Origin of the sequence: Saccharococcus thermophilus, from assembly GCF_011761475.1 — a bacterium.
In the GTDB taxonomy this organism is placed as follows: Bacteria; Bacillota; Bacilli; order Bacillales; family Anoxybacillaceae; genus Saccharococcus; species Saccharococcus thermophilus.
In genome coordinates, this window is record NZ_JAASRS010000001.1 from 1,624,385 (window position 1) to 1,646,010 (window position 21,626).

The 21,626-nt window shown below is 45.2% G+C and carries 24 protein-coding genes; 2 read left to right on the forward strand and 22 right to left on the reverse strand.

Annotated features, from left to right (window positions below):
• Positions 1–7: 7 nt before the first annotated feature.
• The 7 genes from BDD39_RS08380 to BDD39_RS16775 all read right to left on the reverse strand — a co-directional run bounded on the left by BDD39_RS08380 (position 8) and on the right by BDD39_RS16775 (position 5,824).
• Positions 8–730, reverse strand: coding sequence for a hypothetical protein (locus tag BDD39_RS08380; protein WP_166909783.1), 723 nt, complete (start codon positions 728–730; stop codon positions 8–10).
• Positions 731–757: 27 nt separating this feature from the next.
• Positions 758–961, reverse strand: coding sequence for a DUF2768 domain-containing protein (locus BDD39_RS08385; RefSeq protein WP_166909785.1), 204 nt, complete (start codon positions 959–961; stop codon positions 758–760).
• Between the two features lie 220 nt (positions 962–1,181).
• On the reverse strand, positions 1,182–2,225 hold the full coding sequence (locus BDD39_RS08390) for an NAD(P)H-dependent glycerol-3-phosphate dehydrogenase (protein WP_166909787.1): 1,044 nt from the start codon (positions 2,223–2,225) through the stop codon (positions 1,182–1,184).
• A gap of 209 nt (positions 2,226–2,434) precedes the next feature.
• Positions 2,435–3,745 (reverse strand): ribosome biogenesis GTPase Der, encoded by a 1,311-nt coding sequence (gene der, locus BDD39_RS08395; protein ID WP_166909789.1) that lies wholly within the window; start codon positions 3,743–3,745, stop codon positions 2,435–2,437.
• Between the two features lie 112 nt (positions 3,746–3,857).
• The gene (locus BDD39_RS08400; RefSeq protein ID WP_243846017.1) at positions 3,858–4,292 is read right to left on the reverse strand and encodes a YphA family membrane protein; all 435 of its coding nucleotides are present in this window, start codon (positions 4,290–4,292) and stop codon (positions 3,858–3,860) included.
• A 41-nt stretch (positions 4,293–4,333) separates the two neighbouring features.
• A complete protein-coding gene (locus tag BDD39_RS08405) occupies positions 4,334–5,515 on the reverse strand; it encodes an IS701 family transposase (protein ID WP_081189990.1) in 1,182 nt (393 codons plus the stop codon).
• Between the two features lie 96 nt (positions 5,516–5,611).
• Positions 5,612–5,824 carry a YphA family membrane protein gene (locus BDD39_RS16775; RefSeq protein WP_425057546.1) on the reverse strand — a complete coding sequence of 71 codons (213 nt, stop codon included), beginning with the start codon at positions 5,822–5,824 and terminating at the stop codon, positions 5,612–5,614.
• Positions 5,825–5,939: 115 nt separating this feature from the next.
• Here BDD39_RS16775 and BDD39_RS08415 point away from each other — a divergent pair, with 115 nt between their 5' ends.
• Positions 5,940–6,074, forward strand: a complete 135-nt coding sequence (locus tag BDD39_RS08415; RefSeq protein WP_166909792.1) for a YpzI family protein — start codon at positions 5,940–5,942, stop codon at positions 6,072–6,074.
• Between the two features lie 328 nt (positions 6,075–6,402).
• Here the strand turns inward: BDD39_RS08415 and BDD39_RS08420 are convergent, their stop codons facing one another.
• The 15 genes from BDD39_RS08420 to prsW all read right to left on the reverse strand — a co-directional run bounded on the left by BDD39_RS08420 (position 6,403) and on the right by prsW (position 20,517).
• Positions 6,403–6,630: a hypothetical protein gene (locus BDD39_RS08420; protein WP_166909794.1), complete on the reverse strand. Its 228-nt coding sequence runs from the start codon at positions 6,628–6,630 to the stop codon at positions 6,403–6,405.
• Positions 6,630–6,872, reverse strand: a complete 243-nt coding sequence (locus BDD39_RS16780; RefSeq protein WP_380630637.1) for a Ger(x)C family spore germination C-terminal domain-containing protein — start codon at positions 6,870–6,872, stop codon at positions 6,630–6,632. Before BDD39_RS16780 ends, BDD39_RS08420 begins: the two co-directional genes overlap by 1 nt.
• Positions 6,859–7,827 carry a Ger(x)C family spore germination protein gene (locus BDD39_RS08425; protein ID WP_380630635.1) on the reverse strand — a complete coding sequence of 323 codons (969 nt, stop codon included), beginning with the start codon at positions 7,825–7,827 and terminating at the stop codon, positions 6,859–6,861. Before BDD39_RS08425 ends, BDD39_RS16780 begins: the two co-directional genes overlap by 14 nt.
• Positions 7,828–7,861: 34 nt before the next feature.
• Positions 7,862–8,965: a GerAB/ArcD/ProY family transporter gene (locus BDD39_RS08430; RefSeq protein WP_208404359.1), complete on the reverse strand. Its 1,104-nt coding sequence runs from the start codon at positions 8,963–8,965 to the stop codon at positions 7,862–7,864.
• 1 nt (position 8,966) lies between these two features.
• Complete coding sequence (locus BDD39_RS08435) at positions 8,967–10,577, reverse strand: spore germination protein (RefSeq protein ID WP_166909796.1); 1,611 nt, start codon at positions 10,575–10,577, stop codon at positions 8,967–8,969.
• A gap of 290 nt (positions 10,578–10,867) precedes the next feature.
• Positions 10,868–11,917, reverse strand: coding sequence for a type 2 isopentenyl-diphosphate Delta-isomerase (gene fni, locus BDD39_RS08440; protein ID WP_166909798.1), 1,050 nt, complete (start codon positions 11,915–11,917; stop codon positions 10,868–10,870).
• Positions 11,918–11,930: 13 nt separating this feature from the next.
• Complete coding sequence (gene rpsA, locus BDD39_RS08445; protein WP_166909800.1) at positions 11,931–13,094, reverse strand: 30S ribosomal protein S1; 1,164 nt, start codon at positions 13,092–13,094, stop codon at positions 11,931–11,933.
• A gap of 151 nt (positions 13,095–13,245) precedes the next feature.
• Positions 13,246–13,833: a 1-acyl-sn-glycerol-3-phosphate acyltransferase gene (locus BDD39_RS08450; RefSeq protein ID WP_166909802.1), complete on the reverse strand. Its 588-nt coding sequence runs from the start codon at positions 13,831–13,833 to the stop codon at positions 13,246–13,248.
• Positions 13,830–14,504, reverse strand: a complete 675-nt coding sequence (gene cmk, locus BDD39_RS08455; protein ID WP_166909804.1) for a (d)CMP kinase — start codon at positions 14,502–14,504, stop codon at positions 13,830–13,832. Before cmk ends, BDD39_RS08450 begins: the two co-directional genes overlap by 4 nt.
• Before the next feature lie 147 nt (positions 14,505–14,651).
• Positions 14,652–16,289, reverse strand: a complete 1,638-nt coding sequence (locus tag BDD39_RS08460) for an IS200/IS605 family accessory protein TnpB-related protein (protein ID WP_243846018.1) — start codon at positions 16,287–16,289, stop codon at positions 14,652–14,654.
• Between the two features lie 283 nt (positions 16,290–16,572).
• Complete coding sequence (locus tag BDD39_RS08465; protein ID WP_166909806.1) at positions 16,573–16,752, reverse strand: YpfB family protein; 180 nt, start codon at positions 16,750–16,752, stop codon at positions 16,573–16,575.
• 43 nt (positions 16,753–16,795) lie between these two features.
• The gene (locus BDD39_RS08470) at positions 16,796–17,482 is read right to left on the reverse strand and encodes a flagellar brake protein (protein WP_166909808.1); all 687 of its coding nucleotides are present in this window, start codon (positions 17,480–17,482) and stop codon (positions 16,796–16,798) included.
• Positions 17,483–17,567: 85 nt separating this feature from the next.
• A complete protein-coding gene (gene ypeB, locus BDD39_RS08475) occupies positions 17,568–18,911 on the reverse strand; it encodes a germination protein YpeB (protein ID WP_166909810.1) in 1,344 nt (447 codons plus the stop codon).
• A 19-nt stretch (positions 18,912–18,930) separates the two neighbouring features.
• Positions 18,931–19,749 carry a spore cortex-lytic enzyme gene (gene sleB / locus BDD39_RS08480; RefSeq protein WP_166909812.1) on the reverse strand — a complete coding sequence of 273 codons (819 nt, stop codon included), beginning with the start codon at positions 19,747–19,749 and terminating at the stop codon, positions 18,931–18,933.
• Positions 19,750–19,842: 93 nt separating this feature from the next.
• Complete coding sequence (prsW, locus tag BDD39_RS08485) at positions 19,843–20,517, reverse strand: glutamic-type intramembrane protease PrsW (protein WP_166909814.1); 675 nt, start codon at positions 20,515–20,517, stop codon at positions 19,843–19,845.
• A 109-nt stretch (positions 20,518–20,626) separates the two neighbouring features.
• On the opposite strand from prsW, the gene BDD39_RS08490 reads away from it, so the two are divergent.
• Positions 20,627–21,598, forward strand: a complete 972-nt coding sequence (locus tag BDD39_RS08490) for an asparaginase (RefSeq protein WP_166909816.1) — start codon at positions 20,627–20,629, stop codon at positions 21,596–21,598.
• The last annotated feature ends 28 nt before the right edge of the window (positions 21,599–21,626 follow it).

Below are 21,626 nucleotides of genomic sequence, written 5' to 3' on the forward strand. Positions count from 1 at the left end.
TCATGACTCATTTCGTTAAAAAAATTGGTTCGTTTGTTTTGGCGTCAACCGTATATGGAAGGGAGTATGCGGGCACGAATAACGAATGCTTCACCAATATGTCGCGAATATCCTCGCCCGGGCGATAGTGATGTTTCTCTTTTTTTAACGCGTTATATAAATCGATGCGATAATCGATATAAACTTCCCCGCTCCCATCGATGACAAACGGCAAATTGTTTCCCGAAAACGGGCTGACCGCATACGGCGGCGATTTATAACCAAGCTTTTTATAATCTAGCGTAAACACTCCCGGTGCGATCATTTCCTTAAACGGCGGATAGTGATGATCGTCTTGGTACATTTGCAAGCGCAATTTTAGATCGCGAATCCGTTCGGCCAGGCGCAAATCAAGCAATTTCACGGTTGGGTTCTTTTCCGCATCGACAATGACATATTGGAAGACGCCGCCGCTTTCATAGGCATTTCCCGGCGGTTCCTGCATGTAACGCGGAATTAATCGATTAAAATCAATCGGATATTTCTCGTAAATTGGCGTTTTCATGTCGCGCGTTTTAATTGGCAAAAGCCCGCCCGTTGCTTTACGATACTGGTTTACTGCTGATTGTACCGCCGCAACCTGGTCTTCATACGGAATTTGATTTTGTTTTAGACGCTCTTGTGGGTATAAACAGCCGGAAAGGGATAGTACAATCAAACATGAGGCAATACAGCGAATGATCCATCTCATTTGTGATCCATCCTTTAACTGCAATGGTTATTTTGGTGTAGGGCCGCTAAAAACAACAAAAATAATAATAATTCCTGCCAAAATCATCAAAACATAAGCGATGAAAGCCAAAATAAAACGGATGATCTTATTTTTCGCCTTATACCGGCTAATGTAAATGGAAGCGACGGAAATAAACATAAATACCATCGATGTAATGGCAATCCACATTTTTGCTAAGCCAGGTGACATCGCTTTTCCTCCTTTTTCGACACTAATTATAACAGCAAATGCATTTCATTGCACCTAAGGTTGTCTTCTCCGCCACGCAAAAAAAGCTGAAGTAAAGCGGGGCTTTCTTTACTTCAGCGTAACCATAAATACCCTTTATCCGGAAGCTCAAGGTCTATAATTGTTCGTGATATTGTATGCAGTGCGCGAACAACTTGTATCATCGAATTGCCTATTTTCTTTATTTTTCCTGTTTCGGTTCCAGCAAAATATTCATTAAATCATCCAGCTCTTGCGTCTTTCCGCGCGACATTAACGAATCCACTGCGTCTTTTGGATCTTTTCCGTCAAATAGCACTTCATAAAGCACTTCCGTAATCGGCATTTTTACCCCGAGCTTTTTCGCCAGCTGATAGGCTGCTTTCGTCGTTCTAACCCCTTCTACAACCATTCCCATACTTTCTAGCACTTCATCAAGCTTTTTCCCTTTTCCTAGCAAATGCCCGGCACGCCAGTTGCGCGAATGAACGCTTGTGCAGGTGACAATTAAGTCGCCGACGCCTGTTAATCCGGCAAATGTCAGCGGATTGGCGCCGAGCGTGCAGCCTAAGCGGGCAATTTCGGCCAGTCCTCTTGTAATAAGGGCCGCTTTTGCATTATCCCCATATCCTAATCCATCCGTAATGCCGGCTGCCAGCGCAATAATATTTTTCAGCGCTCCGCCTAGTTCAACCCCAATTAAATCAGGGTTCGTATAAACCCGAAAGTATTGATGGTTCATAAACAAATCTTGAATTCGTTTCGCCGCCTCCAGGTTTTTCGCAGAAACGGTTACGGTCGTCGGATGGCGCAGGCTTACTTCTTCAGCATGGCTCGGTCCGGATAAAACGACAACATCTTTTAAGAGCCCGCCCAGTTCTTCTTCGACAATTTCGGAAACGCGCTTATGCGTATCCGGTTCAATTCCTTTACTGACTGAGACGATCGTAATCGCTTCATGAATACAATCGCGCACTTTTCGCAACACTTCGCGGATCGCCTTTGTCGGCACAGCCAGCACCACTGTTTGAATATGGTCTAACGCCTGGCAAAGATCAGCATACCCAACGATTCCTTCCGGCAGTTGAATGCCTGGCAAATATTTTTCATTCGTTCGTTTTTGATTTATTTCTTCGATTTGTTCTGCACGGTGTCCCCAAAGCCGCACTTGATGCCCATTATCAGCGAGAACAAGAGCAAGCGCTGTCCCCCAGCTTCCCGCTCCTAACACTGCAATTTGTTCCACCGTTTCTCACTTCCTTTTATCCAATGATCTGTCGTCTATCGCGCCGCCTCCGCTTTTCGGACTGTCTAGCTTCGGCGCCCTCCGCTTTTCTTATTTGTCTAGCTCCGGGCGCCATCGGCTCGCGACGCTTCGGCCCCGCTGCTGCGGCGACAGCCTCCTCGCGGGTCCTCCAGCGCGTGTCGCCGATGAGCAGGCGCCCTCCGCTTTTCTTATTTCCTTGGTCTGGCGATGATTTTGATCGGCGTCCCTTCAAAACCGAATGCGTCGCGGATGCGGTTTTCTAAAAAGCGTTCGTAGGAGAAATGCATCAGTTCCGGATCGTTGACAAAAACGACAAACGTTGGCGGTTTTACAGCTACTTGCGTCATGTAATAAATTTTTAAGCGCCGCCCGTTATGCGTTGGAGTTGGATTCATCGCCACGGCATCCATAATCACTTCGTTCAGCACGTTTGTTTGCACGCGCAGCGCGTGATTTTCGCTTACCATGCGGACAAGCGGCAACAGTTTATGCAACCGCTGCTTTGTTTTGGCCGAAACGAAAAGGATCGGGGCATAGTCCAAAAACGGAAAGTGGTCACGGATTTTCCGTTCAAATTCAATCAACGTTTTGTCATCTTTTTCAATGGCGTCCCATTTATTGACGACAATAATGACACCGCGTCCTGCTTCATGAGCGTATCCGGCAATCTTTTTATCTTGCTCGATAATGCCTTCTTCCGCGTTTAAGACGACAAGAACGACATCCGAACGTTCAATCGCTTTCAGCGCGCGCAACACACTGTATTTTTCGGTGCTTTCATAAATTTTCCCTCTTTTTCTCATTCCTGCTGTGTCAATAATAACATATTCTTGTCCTTCGCGCACAAATGTTGTGTCGACAGCATCTCTTGTCGTCCCCGCAATATCGCTGACAATAACGCGCTCTTCCCCTAAAATCGCGTTAACAAGCGACGATTTCCCGACGTTCGGTCTCCCAATTAAACAAAACTTGATCACGTCTTCTTCATATTCTTCTTGGCTTCGTTTCGGAAAATGGCGGACGACTGCGTCCAATAAATCGCCAAGCCCTGTTCCGTGCGAGCCGGAAATCGGATATGGGTCGCCAAACCCGAGCACATAAAAATCGTAAATCAAATCGCGCATTTCCGGGTTATCAATTTTATTGACGGCAAGAACGACTGGCTTGTTCGAACGATGCAAAATTTTCGCCACTTCTTCATCCGCTGCCGTTACGCCGTCGCGGCCGTTTGTCATAAAAATAATGACATCCGCTTCATCGATCGCAATTTCCGCCTGTTGGCGAATTTGCACTAAAAGCGGCTCATCGCCAATATCGATTCCGCCTGTATCAATTAAATAAAATTGATGGTTCAGCCATTCTGCACTGCTGTAAATTCTGTCGCGAGTTACCCCGGGCACATCCTCGACGATGGAAATACGTTCACCGACAATGCGGTTAAAAATCGTTGATTTTCCGACATTCGGACGGCCAACAATGGCCACGACTGGATTGGTCATGCTATCACCCTTTCTTTACGAATCGCGACGGTAAAAAACGCCCTTTTCCAAAGGGCATGGCTACAACTGTTTTATTTTATCAAAAACACCATTGGTCAACAATAAGCTATATTTATGGCTGTCTTGTTCCCTTTATTTGTTTTTTGCTATCGACATACACCGGAATCTGTTCGAAAAGCGCCCAAATCAATATGCAGGAAGCACTGACGGACATGGTGTCTAAAAAAGAAAAAGAGCCAATGATAGATGACAATGATATTTTTTGAGAAATAATGGAATATAACATCTCTCCTTGGCAGCCGCCAATAACTAAACATAGTAAACGTGAACGAATATTTTCGTAAAATAAAAAGCATAGGATGACTAACACCATTGCCAGCATCCATGTGCGATCCATCCATATCCACACCGGATCAAAGAGAACGAGCAATTGAAAAGATGTGTAGGCAAAGGCAATGGTTAGAGAGGCGATCACCATATATAAAAGCTGCCAGCGAGTTTGTTTTGCGACAAAATAACAAGATAACTGTAGTTGAGCAATTTTCATTACAATAATTACCATGTAAAAAGAGACAAACGGAGTACCCCTTATGCCACATGAAGCTGTTTTTTAACGACATCAATGGGAATATCTTGTTTGGCTGCATCGTAAATAAACTCCACGAGGCTATGTCCTTTCTTCTTTCGAAGGAAGTCAAGCCCGGTAGAGAAATCGCTGTTGGATTCGACCATACTGTACACATAAGCGAGTTGCACCAAGATCCAATACCGTTTCACCGCCCGACGTTGACGAACGCGGTACCCATCGAGCTTCAGCTGGTCTTTCGCTTGTCGAAAAAAGCATTCGATCGACCAACGCTGGGCATAGTAGCGCAAGATCTCTTCATCGCTTAGCTCCCGGTCGGTGCTCAAGACGCAGTGAAGATGTTCAGGTGTCATCGGCTGATCGGCTTTCCAAGCCAACAACACAACGGCATCATCGAGACCTTTCAGCGCTCCCTCGTAGCGATACACGCGATAACGCTCTTCTCCCACCGTGACGAGATGGGTGTCTTCCGGTTCGATGTAGCGTGCAAACTGCTTGGCTTGGATCGCAATGCCTTTTGGATAGAGAACCCGATTCGTCTTGAGCATCGCAATGACGTGGAATCCTTTTTTCAGGCAGGCTTCCACGAGTGTTTTCGATGGGTACCAAGAATCCATCAGCACATAAACAGAACCGTGCACATCCAAAGAAGAAAGCATCTCGATGGCCCATTGACCCTTGCTTTTCCCATCCGCCTTGTCGTAGAGGCGAAACGCAAAGGGAAAGGCTTGCGTCATCGTATGAACCATGAGCCAGACGAGAGAGTGTCCCCAAATCGACTTTTTGTCCGCGTGAGAATAATGCCAATTACACCCTTCAATAGCGTGTTTCGCCTGTGACGAAGGCTTCGTTTTTCGGCAGATCGTATCATCGATCGAAACAAAAATGGGGTGATTCTCTCGCTTGGCCGTTCGTTCCACATGACGAAGCATCCACTGCTGGAGTTTGCGAAGCAAGATTTCTTCATCCCAAGGGCTTTTCGTGAAAAAATGGCTCAGTGTCGTTCGATGGTTGGGATGAAAGCTCTCGTGATGCAGATCGGTCAAGGTTCCCGCAAATCCTTTCGTTGTCAGCGCATCGATAATATGAATGAGATGCTTCATGACCGGCTTAGAGAAATAAAGGGCCAGCCCCAACATTGCGAAAAACTTGTCGATTCCTTGGTGATGTGGTAGTCTATTCATGAGACATGAACCTCCTTGAGAATGGTTTGGTGACACATCTATTCTAATCAAGGAATCGGGTTCATGTCTCCTTTTTTGTATGGATGTAAATTTATGTTAGTGAATTTGCTCATCTACAGAAGATAAGAAAAAAAGAAAGAAAAAAGAAAGCGTTATGCGAAACCCATCTATATATAACGATATAGATGAAAGAATAATCGTAATCAATGACGCCGCTGCCAGCATTGTCCGCCAAGCGCTTTTTTTCATAAAGAAAGTCGCTATAATCCATATTATCCAAAAAAAAGAATAAAAATAAATACCTTCCATATTTCCACCCCTTATGATTTCATTATTTCATCTTTTGTGAATATTCATTCGTGCATAAGAAAAATAAAAAATAGTTATAGTAAAGAATGACATAGAAGAAAGGAGCAAAAACAAAATGGGCAAAGACCGACAAGAAAAAAAGTTAAAACAATCACACCGCGTCGAATCTGACCGTGATCAATCTCTCGAATACAAAGGCGCGACGAGACTGGAAGACTCAGAAGCAGCGAGAAAACGAAACCAGCACTAAGAAAAGCGGAGGCGGCCCAATTTCGCCTAAAGGCGGCCCGCGTCCTGCGGGCAACGGCGAAATGTCGCCATCCTGGCTCCCCCGAAGCGAAATGTTCTTCGCCCACGGAAGTGCTTGCACTTCAAGGGCGAAGGTTATTTTGCACAAGGGAGCTAGCCGCCGAAGCTAGACAAAAAAGAAAAGCGGAGGGCGCCGCAATTTCGCCTAAGGGCAGCCCACGTCCTGTGAGCAACGGCGAAATGTCGCCATCCCGGCTCCGCGACACGCGCTGGAGGACTTGGAAAGATGGAATCAAAAAAGCTGACTCAATGGTTGTAAATTGAGTCAGCTATTTTTCAAGCATTCGTCCGAGAGGTTTATACAGGTAGTCGATCATCTGCGTCGGGCCCGGAAGATCAGGATTCCATATTAACACCATCGCAAGAATCGTTCCCAAGCTTAACAGCACAATAAAAGCAACTTTTTCTTTTTTCTGCGTCCGGTTGATTCGCGGCCACTCGTATAGAAAGATAAACGTAACCAGAACAAGAGTGCCCAGTATAAAAACAGCCTTCATTATTCTTTCACCTCTTGTTCAGGCAATCCTTGCGGAGCCGTGCCTATTCCCGGCCTGCGGACGTATACCTTCGTCTTCACGGTCACTTCAACGGTAGGGAAGATTTCCTCCCAACGATCCTTTACCCGATTCCATTCTCTTGGATATTTTCGATGAAAAATCTCTGCAAAGCCAAAAATATCAGCCTTCATCTTTTTTTGTACTTTTTTCAATGCGGCTTGAATACGCTTATTCGTCTCCATTTGCCAATTCTTTTTCGATCATTTTCGTATACTTAGGATTCATCAAGTTCCATTTCGTTCCGTTTAATATAATATCGTCTTCCGCGGTCGCTTTCACGATCATCTTCCACTTGCCTTTCTGATATTTGGGGATGAATTCCGTATGCGCTCTGATCAGCGTGGCCGTGACATTTCCTTTTTCCCCTTTTGGCGTAATCGTAACATTCGCCTGTTTGATCTCATTTCTGAGCCAAAGCACCCCTCGAGTCAATTTATCATTAATATCCCCGACCATTTTATCCTTCTTAAAAATGGCGGTACGTTGGATAAACGCAATGGTCTGCAACTCTTGTTTCCCTTTTTCCGGGGGCAAAATCTTCACCATGGGAAGAGCCGCTGCGCCGGCATCGCCACTTAGCATTTGCAGAGCGTCTTTTACCGTTACTCGCAGTAAAAGCTGCGATTCTGACAATTCCCGCAGCACCTCTGCTGAGCTTTGCTCTATTAGGGGGGACAATTCAAGCACACTTTTCGCAGTTCCTTTACTCACCAATACATTGGCACGAAGGCGGGCTTGCGGATTGCGGCCCAGAAAGTCGAGATGCTGGCGAATCCCTGCTCTTGCCGCTTTCTCCCCGAACACGATCACCTCCGTGTGTCCCCAGAAAATACGTCGAGGAAGCTTCTCTTGCAGGTTTGAGATCGCATCAGCCACGGTGGTACCCGTTCCCGATCTTACTATCGTTTCAGCCCCGCCACCGCCATCGCCACCACCTATCATCTGACCTCCTCCACCGACTGCTTTCGGGACGATTAGTTCCACTGTAAGCATGATTTTCCCATCTTTTGTTTGATCAATCCCTAATCCTACGATTAGCGCTAAATCGTTGACTTCCTTCCTGTCCCAACAGCCGCTTAGCAAAATAAGATGAACACAAACGAAAAGAAGTTTTGCTGCTTTTTGCAAGATGCCCATTTTTGTTTATCTCCTTTCTCCCCTTGTTTCATCGCTATTCTGTTAATTTTTGGTTATTGGTTCTTTTGCGCCATTTTGCGATAAATAGGAGAAGGAGAGGAAGTCCCGTTTGAATCGTAAACTGGTAAAACAAGGAAGAACCTCCTAGAAAGCGGGTCAATTCCATTAAATTCGGCGCCGACCAGACGGCAAATAACAGCATGAAAAATCCCATGGGAAAAACGATCGGGCGATAATCCGACAAATTCAACCATTGCGCTGTTCCCAACACCAAAGCATAATAAAAAACAGAAATTTTCAAAAATACACCCACTACCCAAAGAGCCGTTAAGAAGGCTTCAAGGTGTTCAAGGAAATCCGCGATGCTAATGTAACGGACGGCGCTCGCTACGGGATAAGCAAAATGGTCGGTGATTCCTCCTAGGACGAAAAGGATGGCAATGTTGATGAGAGTTAAAGTCAACATGACCGCCACGACCGAAATCATGCCCCATTTCTTTCCTTTATTTTGATCGGCTACATAAGGAAGGAGAAAAGCGATAAGAAGAAACTCACTGAACCAGCCTTGCGGGACCATCGCACCCATGAGCGAGGGCATTATTCCCTTTTCCATAATTGGAAACATATTCCTTACTTCCATATCCGGAATCAAAAGGATAATAATGATCAATATAAACATCACCACAATAGGTACGGACAATTCCGCAAGCCTGCCTACCACTTCCACACCGCCGCGGACGGCAAAGGAGCACACTAGGATCATACTTCCCATTACAAAAACTAATGGAGTATGCATAAGAAAGTTGCCTACAACAAATTCACCATACTCTCGGATAATAATTCCAGTTATATGCAAATAGAACAATAAAAAGATCAACCCAACCGCTTTCCCTAAAAATTTGCCGAGAATATCCCCGCTGTACTCGATAATGGTTTTCTGTGGATAGAGCTGATGCAGCCGAACGGCAATATGGACCGTCAAAAAACCAACGAGAGAAGCCCAAAGAGGAGAGAGCCACATATCCTGATTTGCGTGCCGGGCGGTGATCGCGGGAACTAAAAGAATGGCGGTGGCGATAATGGTAGGATACATCATCATCGCCATTTGCGCCGCAGATATTTTTCCTTTTTCGATCATATCATGATCCTCCTTTCCCTTTACTCGTCTCGTCATCTCCGTGATTAGGATTCGGTTTCTGATCCGGACTTTGCCGCTCAATGTTATTATCCTTTCCCGTTAAATGAGGGCGTGTATTGAACTTCCAAAAAGGCGCGCGCAGCAGCACGTCTTTCATTTCGCCCCTTTGTATTGGAGCCATCGGAGATAAATAGGGAACGCCAAAAGAACGAAGCGTCGCCATATGAGTAACAATCATAATCAGCCCAAGCACAATCCCGAGAAGCCCTAACGTCCCTGCCAGCAAGATCATCGGAAAGCGCAGCATCCTTAATGCGATTCCAGCGGCATAACGGGGAACGGTAAAAGAGGCAATCCCTGTCAAGGCGACCACCATGATCAGAGGACTAGAAACGAGGCCTGCTTGAACCGCAGCTTGCCCAATCACCAGCGCGCCAACGATACTAACCGCAGAACCCGCTTGTCTTGGGAGCCTTAACCCCGCTTCACGCAGGGCCTCAAATACAATTTCCATGAGCAACGCTTCGACCAGTGCCGGAAAGGGAATCTTCTCCCGAGAAGCAGCAATGGTTATCAAAAGTGTAGTAGGAAGCATTTCCTGATGAAAGGTAAGGAGCGCCACATACAACGACGGCAGTAAAAGAGATATCAAAAGAAATATGTAACGCAGCCAGCGGGTTGCCGTGCCTATTAAGGATCGTTGGTAGTAATCTTCATTTGATTGCAGCAAAGAATAAAAAGAAACCGGCACAATCAAAACGAAAGGAGTGCCGTCTTGAAGAATCGCTACTCGCCCTTCAAGCAGGCTTGCCGCTACAACATCAGGCCGTTCGGTATCCAAGACTTGAGGAAACGGGGAGTAAGGATTGTCCTCAATGAACTCTTCAATATAGCTCGTTTCCAAAATGCCGTCTACCTTGATGCGGCTAAGCCGGGTCTCTACTTCTTGAATTAATGCTTGATCGGCAATTCCTTCAATATAAGAGATGACTACTTCGGTCTGGGTATATTCCCCAATTTTCATTGATTTCATTTTTAGCTGCGGGCTTCTTATTTTTCTGCGCAATAAAGCAAGGTTAGTCCCTAATGATTCGGTGAAGCCCTCCCGCGGCCCTCTTATCACCGCTTCCCCCGTTGGTTCGTCTATGGAACGTTTTTCCCAATTTGCCAAACCTAATGCGAATCCTTCGCTTTGTTGGTCGATAAGCAAAACCGGGTTTCCACTAGAGATATGTTCCATGCACTCTGTAATTGTTTGTACCTTCTTTACCTTTGAAACCGTCAATCTTTGTTCTAATATGTGATTGACATGAATGAACTGATCGGTATTCTCCTTGGCATTATTTTCTTTCATCAAAGGGGTGAGTACGCCCGCATCGATTTCTTCGATGTTAGACAAACCGTCGAAATAGATAAGAGCAGCTTTTGTTTTTCCCTCAATTTTAAATGGGCGAAAAACGATATCCATACAATTTTGATAGATGTTTTGCAGTTCTTGCAGATTTTGCTCCAAATCGGTAGAAAGAAAGTCCTGTTGTTGCTGATTTTGGTTTTGCCCTTGCTGGTTCTTCACTATTTGTTTTTTTTTCTTGCTTTCTTTAAAAAAAAACATACAATTACCTTCTTTCTAACGATCGACATTCTCTGCCTCTATTTTTTCCATTTTTAAATGATATCATCCCTTTTCGGGGAATAAATAAAAAGCGGGGGTTTCTCATTTCCGCGAAAAGCCGAATTCAAAAAATGACAGGAAGCATAGACGATCATAGGCTTTCCCGTTTATGGATGACCATCAACCGCTCAATTTTTCCGTTTTTATGCTTAGTGGGGGTGGGGAGGCTTCTCAGAAAAAATGAAAACCCCTTCGCCCCGTGATTTCCACCATCGGGGTGAAGGGTGAGTTTATCGACAGCTATATGCCTTTGTATCAAAGCCTCTTTCCGTTAACCAATGATGCGTATCGCCGCGAATGACAAGCGGCGCGCGCTGCAGTTCGGCGATCGTCTTTGTCCCCAACGCTCCCATAATGAACGTGAAATCATGGTGAAGCTCCTCCATAAAGGCGATTAATGCTTCCAACCCTTGTTCAACAAGCGTCCGCAAAAGCGGTCCCGCCATTCCTACCGCCGCTGCCCCTAATGCAATCGCTTTCGCGGCATCAAGCGCTGTGCGAACGCCGCCGCTGCCAATCACCGTTAAGGAAGGAGAGGATTGCACTACCTCTACAATCGACGCCGCCGTCGAAATCCCCCAATCATTAAAATACGCCATCACGTTCGAACGGCGTTTATTTTCGATCCGGGCAAAGTTGGTTCCGCCAAAACCGCCAACATCGACAATTTTTACTCCCGCCTCCTGTAGGCGCACTGCCGTTTCCTTGCTCATGCCAAATCCTACTTCTTTTACGATGACAGGGACTTGGACGTTTTGAACAATTTGTTCGATGCGAAGCAACGCTCCGGTAAAATCACGATCTCCTTCCGGCATCACAAGTTCCTGCACCACATTTAAATGAATTTGCAGGCCATCCGCCTCAATCATATCTACAGCACGCTTCGCATCATCCACCGTTGCTTCGCTGCCAACGTTCGCAAAAATAATACCGTCTTTATTTACTTTTCGTACAATCTCAAACGTTTTTCGCTGTTTGTCGTCTTTTAGCGCTGATGTTTGGGAACCGACCGCCATTGCAATTCGGCAATGCTTTGCCGCCTCTGCCAATCCTTTATTGATCTCGAGTGTTTTTTCTCCTCCGCCGCCGGTCATGGCATTGATAAAGAAAGGCGAACTTAAGGAAAGTTCGCCTAAAGCGGTATGCAGCTGGATATCGCGAATGCGCACATCAGGCAGGCTTTGGTGCACAAACGTAATGTCGTCAAATCCATGTGCGCCATGATCAAAGGTAGCGAGCGCATGCTGAATATGTTCTATCTTTCGCTTTGCTCGATTCATTGCATCATCCTCATTATTTTAATTTTTTCAGCTGTTCTCCGATCACTTCGCCAATTTGGAATCCTCTTACTTCACTAGATGGTTTTGTATATTGGCTATAGTCTTCTTCCGATGCGGTCTCTTCTTCAATAAGCTCGCGCATGCTTAGCGAAATGCGGTGCTCCGCTTCATTGACATCGAGCACTTTCGCTTTGACTTCCTCACCTTCTTTTAACACTTCATGCGGCGTGCCGATCCGCTTATTGGAGATTTGGGAAATATGGACAAGGCCTTCCACACCTGGGAAAATTTCAATAAACGCGCCAAACGGCACAAGCCGTTTCACTATGCCTGTAACAATATCGCCAGGGGCAATTTTTTCGGCAATTCCTTCCCAAGGACCTGGCATTGCCTCTTTGATCGACAGGGAAACGCGGCCATTCTCTTCATCCACTGCAAGCACTTTTACTTTTACCGTTTCTCCTTCTTTTACGACATCAGACGGATGGTCGACACGGGTATGGGAAAGCTGTGAAATATGTACAAGGCCATCAAAACCGCCGACATCGACAAACACACCAAAATCGGTAATGCGGCGCACGATCCCCTCAAGCACTTGCCCTGGTTGCAAACGCTGTAACGCTTCTTTCCGTTGGCGTTGCTGCTCTTCTTCCACAACCGCGCGATGCGATAAAATGACGCGATTTTTTTCGCGATCCAGCTCCACCACTTTTACGGCAAGCGCCTTTCCTTTATAGTCGGAAAAATCCTCAACATAATGCGGTTCCACAAGGGAAGCAGGGATAAAGCCGCGCACTCCAACATCAGCGACAAGCCCCCCTTTGACAAGGTCTTTTACGACCGCCGTAAACGTTTCACCGCTAGCAAATTTTCTCTCCAATTCTTCCCAAGCACGGTCTGCGTCAACCGCTTTCTTCGATAAAATCAGCAAATCCTCTTCTCCCTCTTTGCCTTCCTCTACTTTTTTCACTTTCGCTGTCACTTCATCCCCGACGGAAACAGCGTCGCTTGTTTTTTCAATATGCAAATTGGATAATTCACTGATCGGGATGATTCCGCTTTGTTTGCTGTCTTCAATATCGACAAGCACTTGCTTATCTTCTAGTTTTACGACTTTCCCTCGAACGATATCACCCACTTTATATACGTTTACTTGCAAATTCATGTCTTCTGTCATCGTTAACCCTCCTTCATCAACTGACGATCCTATAAAAAGCGTGTTTTCTTTATCAACGCCGCACCATCGAACTAACGTTGATGATAACGGATGATAGAACGCCTTTCTATCTATTATACCATATTTTCTCAATACACATGTAATCGAATGCTTAATGATGTTGATCGAACAGTGCCTGAATATGTTGCATAATATAATCTGTCGCTTCTTCCGGAGATGCTTTTCGCTCGCGCAGCGGCGCCATATCAATTGGCGCGCCGTAAATCACTTTCAGCGGCACAAACGGGCGATATGGACCGATAATGGCGCAAGGAACCACGGCGGCGTTTGTCCGCAGCGCAAAAAAGCCGACACCAGGCAATCCTTTTTTTAATTTTCCATCTTTGCTTCTCGTTCCCTCAGGAAAAATGCCTAACACATGCCCTTGTTTTAACACTTCCAGCCCGGTCCGCAACGCTTGGCGGTCGCTCATCCCCCGTTTGACTGGAAACGCGTGCAAATGGTTGATCAAGTTTTTTAAAATTGGAACGCGAAACAATTCTTCTTTCGCCATAAAGTGAATCGGCCTTGGCGCGGTAATGCCAAGGATTGGCGGGTCGAGATTGCTAATGTGGTTTGCACAAAGAAGTACTCCTCCTTCTTGCGGGAACTGCTCCACCCCTATTACTTTAATGCGATACAGAGGCGTTAAAATGTTTTTTACAATTCCCTTGGCAAACGAATAAAAATCCAACGTCACCCAATCCTTTCGTTTACAATTTCCATGATGCGCTCGACAACTTCTTCCACTGACAGCGAGGTAGTATCGATTTCGACCGCATCTTCCGCTTTTTTAAGGGGGGCTACTTCACGTTCGGAATCGATTCGATCACGCCGTGCGATTTCCTCTTTTAACGTTTCCAAGTCAGACGGAAATCCTCTAGCAATGTTCTCCGCATGACGGCGTTTCGCCCTTTCTTCTACGGACGCTTTTAAAAAAATTTTCACTTCTGCATTAGGAAGCACATGGGTGCCAATATCGCGTCCATCCATGACAACACCGCCGTTTTTCGCAAGGCTGCGTTGGCGTGCCACCATTTCCTCGCGCACTAACGGATGCTTGGCGACAAGAGATACAGCATTTGTTACCTCTTCTCCCCGAATAATATTCGTAACATCTTCTCCATTGACTAGCACAAGCTGTCCTTTCGGTGACGTCCTTAATTCAATATATGTATCCTTTAATAAAGAAATTAACGCTTGTTCATCGTCAAGCGCGATCCCTTGTTGCAGCGCCCGGTATGTGAGCGCCCGGTACATGGCGCCTGTATCAATATAAATATAAGAGAGCCGCTTTGCAATCATTTTCGCCACAGTGCTTTTCCCTGCTGCAGCTGGTCCGTCAATGGCAATATTGATTCTTTTTCTCATAACTCCTGGTTACTAAAATCTATAAAAATCGACTCATCGCGATGGAACCAGGAAACACCACTTGCCGCTCGGATTCTCACCGAGTTCCATCAGGAAGGGAATCCCCTTGTCATTCACCTGCTGTGAAAGACATCCCGTGGCTCACTGTTAGCGACGGCACTTGTCGTGCACCATTCCTTCCATCGTTCCGTACACGACAGCGATTTTAGCAACCAGGTCTACACCTCCCTCAGTTGAATTTGGCCCTGGTTCAGCCAACAACATATGCAAGATGTTCCATAATGACCATTCATGATCTTGTTTGAAATTCTCGATTTTGCGTAACATCATCGCGATATATTGGAGCTGTTTCGTTCCGCTTTTCGATTGCTTGTAGGATTCTTCCATCGACCCTAACACCGCAATCAAATGGCGTTTCACTTTCGTTTTTATGATGTGAATGAGTTCTTTTGGCAATCGTTCCTGATACCCTAATCCCCGTCTGCCAATCACCAAAGCGGCACTTTCATGAACGGATAACCCGTATTTCTTCATATACTTGAAACGTCCGATGACGCTGGTATACGCCGGATTCACTTTTTTGACGCGAAACCCAAGCCATAAGCCCCGGCGAATGATGGTGTCAGTCAGTTTTTTCTTTTTGAAATTATGGGTAAAGCGATTGAATCGTTTGTCCGTATCGTGCCGCTGTCTTAGTTGAATGTTTTCGATGACCACTGCCCCAACATTCTCTTGAAGCAGCCAGTCATACACATCTCGTACGGTTTCTCCAATGATGTTGTTTCGCTTATTCGCTTTCACATATTCGAGTTCATGGCAGTAAAACACCTTTGATTGAAGAAAGTTTCCTTGTTTTGAAACGATGCTTACGGCGATGCGGTCAATGTTGATATCCATCCCAGCGATTCGTTCCGCTTCAATCGGTTCATCGTAGGCAAGTTCCCTGCCATATACCTCTTCTTCATAGATAAGATAGACATAATATTCCCCGTTTTTGCGTTTGATTTCGACGGTGTAAGTTTGATATTCGATGATCGGCTTTCCTTTTGCATTCACTCCGACTGGTTCTCCCATGACGAGATCGATGATTTCCTCTTCATATTTTTCAGGAACAGATACAGGAAATCGTAAACGGGGAGCGTGTTTCCCTTTTGGTTGTCCAAGTGGATTGGCGATTTCTACATAACATTGGTACGTCTTGTCGTCATAGGTGAGACGAATATTCAAATTTCCTTTTTTGCTTTTATCGCCTCTGGCGTACAATTGATTCGAGCGCAAGTCTTTCCATTCTTCGTTCGTGATTTTTCCTTTCAAACGCTTATAAAAATTTTGTTTCCCACCAAAAATCACACGTGGAATCGTTCCTTGGGCGAGATGGTGCTTTAGCTCCTCTTCTTTGGATTTCAGTTTTTCTAATCGTCGCTGTAATCCGGCTAAACATGTTGGAAGATCGACATTCTTTGGTGTTTTTCGTCCATGTTGATATTCATCGATTTTCTTTTCGGTTTTTTCGATTTTCGCCCGTACATCCTCTAAGCGCATTGGAAGCAACCCACGTTGGGAAGAAATCAGTGATTGAACAAGCAAGACCGCATCTTCGGCAAACCGTTTGTTGAGCGGAAATTGGCGCGGAAGGTGCTTGATGATGTCTTTTGCGTTCCTTCCCTCCAGCAAACGGTTGAACGCGTATCGCTTCGCGGAACCAAAGACGCGCATCAACTCATCTAATGAGTGAAGTTGTGTTTCATCATCGGAAACGATTTTCATCATCCGAACCGTTTTCATCCCCTTGCCGTTCCCCTTGTTTGGATCCTTAAGAACATATATTCGCTAAATCTTCTTTATTTCCTTTTTACATGAGAAAGGGGGAGAGGATTTTTTATCAAAAGACAGGGGACGATGGAAAAGATGAAGAACATCCATCTCTTTACGTTCAATAACAGGAGATATTACATGATTTTATAAGTGTTTAACAAACTGCTTATACCTCCTGCTCACTTAATATTTTTATCAAAGAAAAAAGCAGGAAATCCCTGCACGCTTCGATGTCATTTTATCATATTGACCGTCAACGGTCGACGATTGTTTCGATTGTTTTTGTTTTTTCTTGTTTGCTGACTCCTTCATATTCATAAACTTTTCCTAAATAAGGAGGAAGCGGAGTGTATAAAATAAGCCACTGCGCAATGATTAAAAAAATAAACTGAATGATCACAAGCTTCCATAAAAGAGATTCGATTCGTTTCATTTGCGCGCACGCAGCCTGCCTTTCATGATTTTTTATATAGCCATTATTCCACGCTTTCTCCTCGTTTATTCCCCATATTCTCCGCTTTCCTTGCCTCCAGCTGCCGTTCAAAACTATAGCGAATTAATCGCACTCGATCCTGCGGCGCTACGTCTAAAAATTGCAGCGATGCCTTGTTGATGCCATTTTCACCTTGAAATATCCGGACGATTTTCGCTTTTATTTTTAAATAATGATATTCACCCGACCTCATGGTGAGCACTAACCATGCCTCGACGACCATTCCAGGCAGCAGTTGCCGCTCATATCGCGGCGGCAAAACGACCGCCGCTCCGCCGGCGCTAATATCGCTCGTCATGGTCGCAAACGGTGTAAATTCCTGATGAAGCGGGTGAATCGCCACATCGGTATTGACTTTGACTCTCACATACCGCCGGCGCTGAATGCGCACGAGCTTGTCTGCACCCGGATAAGCGAGGACAACCATCGGCACCGGCTGCCGCACCTTCCCGGTTATTTCTGTTTCAAACAAATAAAGGCAATCATCTTGTCCGACAAAACTTGCTTTAAATTGCATTCCGTTTAGCAAAAATACTGTTTTTCCCGTCTTTTCATAAATCGGGTAACTAATGTGTATATAATGATCCCCTATTTCTAACACTTTGCTTTTATACTTTTCTCCCCCGCCGTCCAACGGTTCTAACATTAACGCATCCCCTATTTTCAACATCGTCTCTCCCTCTCGTTTTCCTCTCCCTATTTATTAAAGCAAAAAGGAAAAGCTTTCAGCAAGCTTTTCCTGTAAAACGGCATTCCTAACTATAGCTTTGTTCGGCGCTTTGCAGTTTTTCCACCTTTTCTTCCATTCCTGTGTTTGCATTAATAAAAATTTGATACGTATCCTCTCCAAGTGTTCCTAAAAATTCATAGCAATGCACTGGTTTGTTCAGGTCGTTTGTAATGACCGCCTGGCGCTGTTCCATGATTTTTAAGTTTGGGTTTACTTTTTGCTTCGCTTGTTCGGCCGTCAATTTCGGCTTTGCCAGCGGGCGTTTGACCGGAGAAGATAAGTAATCGCGTGCGGAAAAGCCGACAATCGTGCCGTCATCAAGAGCTATCTTCATTTTAATCGCTTCCGGATAGATGCGAATCCCGTTTTCATTTGTCACAAATGTTAATACAGCGACATTATCATATTGAGCGCTGTCATAAAGCTCTAAGTTTTTAAACTGATGCCGCTCTAAAAATCTCATTCCTCTATTTGCCGCTTCATACAGACTGATCGTCTGTTTTCCGATTGGCCGGCTATTGATGACCCAGATCGGATAGCCGCCTTTTTCCGTAATATCCATATAAATATCGCCTTTTGTTTTCGGATCGTGTATCGTCAAACTGTAAAAGCGTTCATCCGCTCCTTTTCCGCTCGCCGTTACTTTGATGCTTTCCGTACCCTTTAGCCCAAGAAAAGAACGGGCAATGCGCTTTGCTTCATGTTTAGAAATCGGTTTTCCTTGCGCGTGAACAAAACCTTTTTCCACATTTTCGAGGCCAATAAAAGTCGGGCCAAATTCGGACGACTTCGTAAAAGTATCTACATTTTTTTCCACCGTTTTGAATCCGTCGATAATGACGTTATCGCCGGAACGATCGTTCGTGGCGAGCGCCAATTCGACATCCATCCAGCGCAAGTTGTTTTTTAATACTAAATGCTGGACATTGCGCAGTTCTTGTTGAATGGTTGCCGCATTTTTATATAGCGCCTGTAGCGTACGATATTCCCCATTGGTGAGCGGTTCTTTTTCCAAATCGCGAATCGCTGTCCGATAGCTGAATTCTCCTATTTTTGCAAGGAACTCTTGCGTTTTGTTAAACGGAAGCAAGGAGAGTGGCAATTGTCCGACATCAGAGTGAGCTTCCGAAGCGATTTTCCATACTTCCGCCAAAGCCGGAGACAGAGAGACGCGCGAATTCATGGCGAGCGTGGCGCCGATTTTATCATGCAATAAATCAATTTGATAGGTTAAGTCGTGGAATGCACGCTGGTAGTTGTTTTCCGCGTGAATTAAAATCGCGTTTTTTTCCTTATGTTCCCTGTACCCCCAATACGCCGTTCCCATTACGGCAAGCGATAATACGCCGATTAATAAATTTCGTACCATTCCTGTTCACCTCCTGGCATTATTTACAAAAAATATGTTTACCGATCTGCTTAATTTGCGGCCGATTCCAAATCCATGCACTCGTTGCCGTCGCCGGGTTGAAATAATAAATCGCTCCATCGGTAGGATCCCAACCGTTAATCGCATCGAGCACCGCCTTTTTCGATGTTTCATCCGGCGTCAGCCAAATTTGTCCATCGGCTACCGCCGTGAATGCCCCAGGTTGAAAAATTACGCCCGCCACTGTATGCGGGAACGCAGGATGCTCAAGACGGTTTAAAATGACGGCCGCCACCGCGACTTTACCGATATAAGGCTCTCCGCGCGCTTCTCCATAAACGGCGTTTGCCATCAGTTGAATATCGTTTTGCGAGAAACCTTTTGGCACATTGGAAGCTGTCGCTTTTACCGATGATCTGTTTGCAAAGCCGCTTCTATTGTTTCCCTTTACTTGCTGGCTTAACGGCCTGCCTCCGTAATGGGTAAAATCATTGCCTTTACGAATTTGCTCTTTCACAAATCGCTCATGGTATTTTGATACCCTTACTAGCTTTGCTTTTGTGCTCGCACCGACAAGCCCGTCCACCGGGAGTCCATACTCATATTGGAAATTGCGCACCGCCCAGTACGTTCTCCAGCCATAAACGCCATCAATTTTTCCAGTGTAAAATCCGATATATTGCAGCCGTGCCTGCAGTTCGAGAACATCATCGCCAACTGCCCCGCGTTGAATGACTTGATTGGAGAATGCTTTTGCTTCTTCAGCCGGTTTTATGAAAATAAATAGACAAGCAACAATGACGCCAAGCCATAAATATCGCTGCATCTTCCTAACCATACGTGAACCCTCCCGTATTGCGACTGTTGTTTTATCCCTATTTTCTTTCGAATTTGCCTTTTTATACAAAAAAAAGCAAAAAGCCAAGCTTCATTATGCTTGGCTTTTTGCCGAAGGGATTCTTTCGTAATCGTGCAGGCCTTTTGCTTGTTTCACTTTGCGAAGCGCAGACCACCATAATAGCAGCATGAACGGAACCATGTAATATCCCCATTTCTCCTGCGTTAACAAAATGAAATCATACATTCCATGCAACAGAAAAGACAGCAAAAACGCAAGAAACAAGTAAAGCCGTTTCTTCCTCGTAAATTTTGCTTTGCCAAAATAAAAGCCCATAATGACAGCAAATAAAGCATGGCTGGAAACAGGCAAAAGCGCTCTTGTTACAGCAAATTTCACTCCATTTGCCAATAGATACAAAATATTTTCCATCGTCGCAAACCCAAGCGACACGCTGGCGCTGTAAACAATGCCGTCGTATGGCTCATCAAACTCATGATGATCATAAACAAAGAAATAAACGATAAACCATTTTACAAACTCTTCCAATAATCCGGACAAAAAAAAGGCGTGAACAACCGTAGAATCTGCAACTCCCTCGACACGAAACACATATTGAATAAACATAATCGGAAACACAAGCAGCGCTCCGATAAGAAATATTCGCAGCACAAAAGACAACGGTTCCGTTTCATATTCGTCTTTTAAATAAAAATAACTAAGTAGTGCAACCCCTGAAGCAATGCCAGCGGAAATTAACGTGAACATACAAATCCCCGTTTCCATTCGTTTTCTTTATGGTAACATGAGAATGGGATATTTGAAAATGGTCTTCTCGTATTTCAACATCATAGAATTTTCAAACGGAGGGAAAATAATGAAAAAAATTCTTATTATTCATACAGGCGGCACCATTTCGATGAGAGAAGATGAAGAAACGGGCGCCGTTCGTCCGGAGGACACGCATCCGTTTCACGATGTCGCTCCGCCATTAGCAAGCCTCGGTGATATTCACATCGAAGAATTATTTCACTTACCGTCGCCGCACATCACGCCGCAGGAAATGTTGCAGTTGCGCAATCGCATTGAAGAAAAAATCGCCAACGAACAAATGGAAGGCATTGTTGTTACACATGGAACAGACACCCTCGAAGAAACGGCGTATTTTTTAGATTTAACCGTTCGAACCGACATACCGATTGTCGTTACCGGCGCCATGCGCTCTAGCAACGAAATCGGCGCCGACGGGCTGTACAACTTAATCTCGTCTGTAAAAGTAGCAGGAAGCGAGGAAGCGCGCGGAAAAGGGGTATTGGTTGTTCTGAATGATGAAATTCATACGGCAAAAAACGTGACAAAAACACATACGTCGAATATTGCAACATTTCAAAGTCCGCAGTACGGCCCGATTGGGATCGTCACAAAACGGGGGGTGTTTTTCCACCACGCTCCAACAAAACGTACGACATATCCAATTCAAAATATATCGAAAAACGTGATTTTATTAAAAGCGTATGCCGGTATGGATGAAGCGATTTTTCATGCGATTCAAACGCTTCAACTTGACGGAGTCGTCATTGAAGCGTTAGGACAAGGAAATCTGCCGCCGCGTGCCGCTAAAGGGGTTCGCTCCCTCATTGATGCCGGCATCCCGGTCGTTCTTGTTTCCCGCTGCTTTAACGGAATTGTGCAAGATATTTACGGATATGAAGGCGGCGGAAAGCAGCTAAAAGAAATGGGAGTCATTTTTTCGAATGGGCTAAACGGACAAAAAGCGCGCATCAAACTGCTTGTCGCGCTAGAAATAACGAGCGACCCACAGAAGCTGCAAGAAATGTTTATGGAATAATCAAGGAGGCCGGTCTTTTTCCAGCCTC

Bases quoted from the DNA above. Each gene is read 5' to 3' on its own strand.
- rpsA (WP_166909800.1), bottom strand. From the start codon at position 13,094: ATGACAGAAGACATGAATTTGCAAGTAAACGTATATAAAGTGGGTGAT.
- der (WP_166909789.1), bottom strand. From the start codon at position 3,745: ATGACCAATCCAGTCGTGGCCATTGTTGGCCGTCCGAATGTCGGAAAA.
- BDD39_RS08490 (WP_166909816.1), top strand. From the start codon at position 20,627: ATGAAAAAAATTCTTATTATTCATACAGGCGGCACCATTTCGATGAGA.
- BDD39_RS08405 (WP_081189990.1), bottom strand. From the start codon at position 5,515: ATGAATAGACTACCACATCACCAAGGAATCGACAAGTTTTTCGCAATG.
- BDD39_RS08435 (WP_166909796.1), bottom strand. From the start codon at position 10,577: ATGTTTTTTTTTAAAGAAAGCAAGAAAAAAAAACAAATAGTGAAGAAC.
- fni (WP_166909798.1), bottom strand. From the start codon at position 11,917: ATGAATCGAGCAAAGCGAAAGATAGAACATATTCAGCATGCGCTCGCT.
- ypeB (WP_166909810.1), bottom strand. From the start codon at position 18,911: ATGGTACGAAATTTATTAATCGGCGTATTATCGCTTGCCGTAATGGGA.
- BDD39_RS16775 (WP_425057546.1), bottom strand. From the start codon at position 5,824: ATGGAAGGTATTTATTTTTATTCTTTTTTTTGGATAATATGGATTATA.
- cmk (WP_166909804.1), bottom strand. From the start codon at position 14,504: ATGAGAAAAAGAATCAATATTGCCATTGACGGACCAGCTGCAGCAGGG.
- BDD39_RS08470 (WP_166909808.1), bottom strand. From the start codon at position 17,482: ATGTTGAAAATAGGGGATGCGTTAATGTTAGAACCGTTGGACGGCGGG.
- BDD39_RS08420 (WP_166909794.1), bottom strand. From the start codon at position 6,630: ATGAAGGCTGTTTTTATACTGGGCACTCTTGTTCTGGTTACGTTTATC.
- BDD39_RS08460 (WP_243846018.1), bottom strand. From the start codon at position 16,289: ATGAAAACGGTTCGGATGATGAAAATCGTTTCCGATGATGAAACACAA.
- BDD39_RS08425 (WP_380630635.1), bottom strand. From the start codon at position 7,827: ATGGGCATCTTGCAAAAAGCAGCAAAACTTCTTTTCGTTTGTGTTCAT.
- BDD39_RS08415 (WP_166909792.1), top strand. From the start codon at position 5,940: ATGGGCAAAGACCGACAAGAAAAAAAGTTAAAACAATCACACCGCGTC.
- BDD39_RS16780 (WP_380630637.1), bottom strand. From the start codon at position 6,872: ATGGAGACGAATAAGCGTATTCAAGCCGCATTGAAAAAAGTACAAAAA.
- BDD39_RS08400 (WP_243846017.1), bottom strand. From the start codon at position 4,292: ATGAAAATTGCTCAACTACAGTTATCTTGTTATTTTGTCGCAAAACAA.
- sleB (WP_166909812.1), bottom strand. From the start codon at position 19,749: ATGGTTAGGAAGATGCAGCGATATTTATGGCTTGGCGTCATTGTTGCT.
- BDD39_RS08430 (WP_208404359.1), bottom strand. From the start codon at position 8,965: ATGATCGAAAAAGGAAAAATATCTGCGGCGCAAATGGCGATGATGATG.
- BDD39_RS08385 (WP_166909785.1), bottom strand. From the start codon at position 961: ATGTCACCTGGCTTAGCAAAAATGTGGATTGCCATTACATCGATGGTA.
- BDD39_RS08380 (WP_166909783.1), bottom strand. From the start codon at position 730: ATGAGATGGATCATTCGCTGTATTGCCTCATGTTTGATTGTACTATCC.
- prsW (WP_166909814.1), bottom strand. From the start codon at position 20,517: ATGTTCACGTTAATTTCCGCTGGCATTGCTTCAGGGGTTGCACTACTT.
- BDD39_RS08465 (WP_166909806.1), bottom strand. From the start codon at position 16,752: ATGAAACGAATCGAATCTCTTTTATGGAAGCTTGTGATCATTCAGTTT.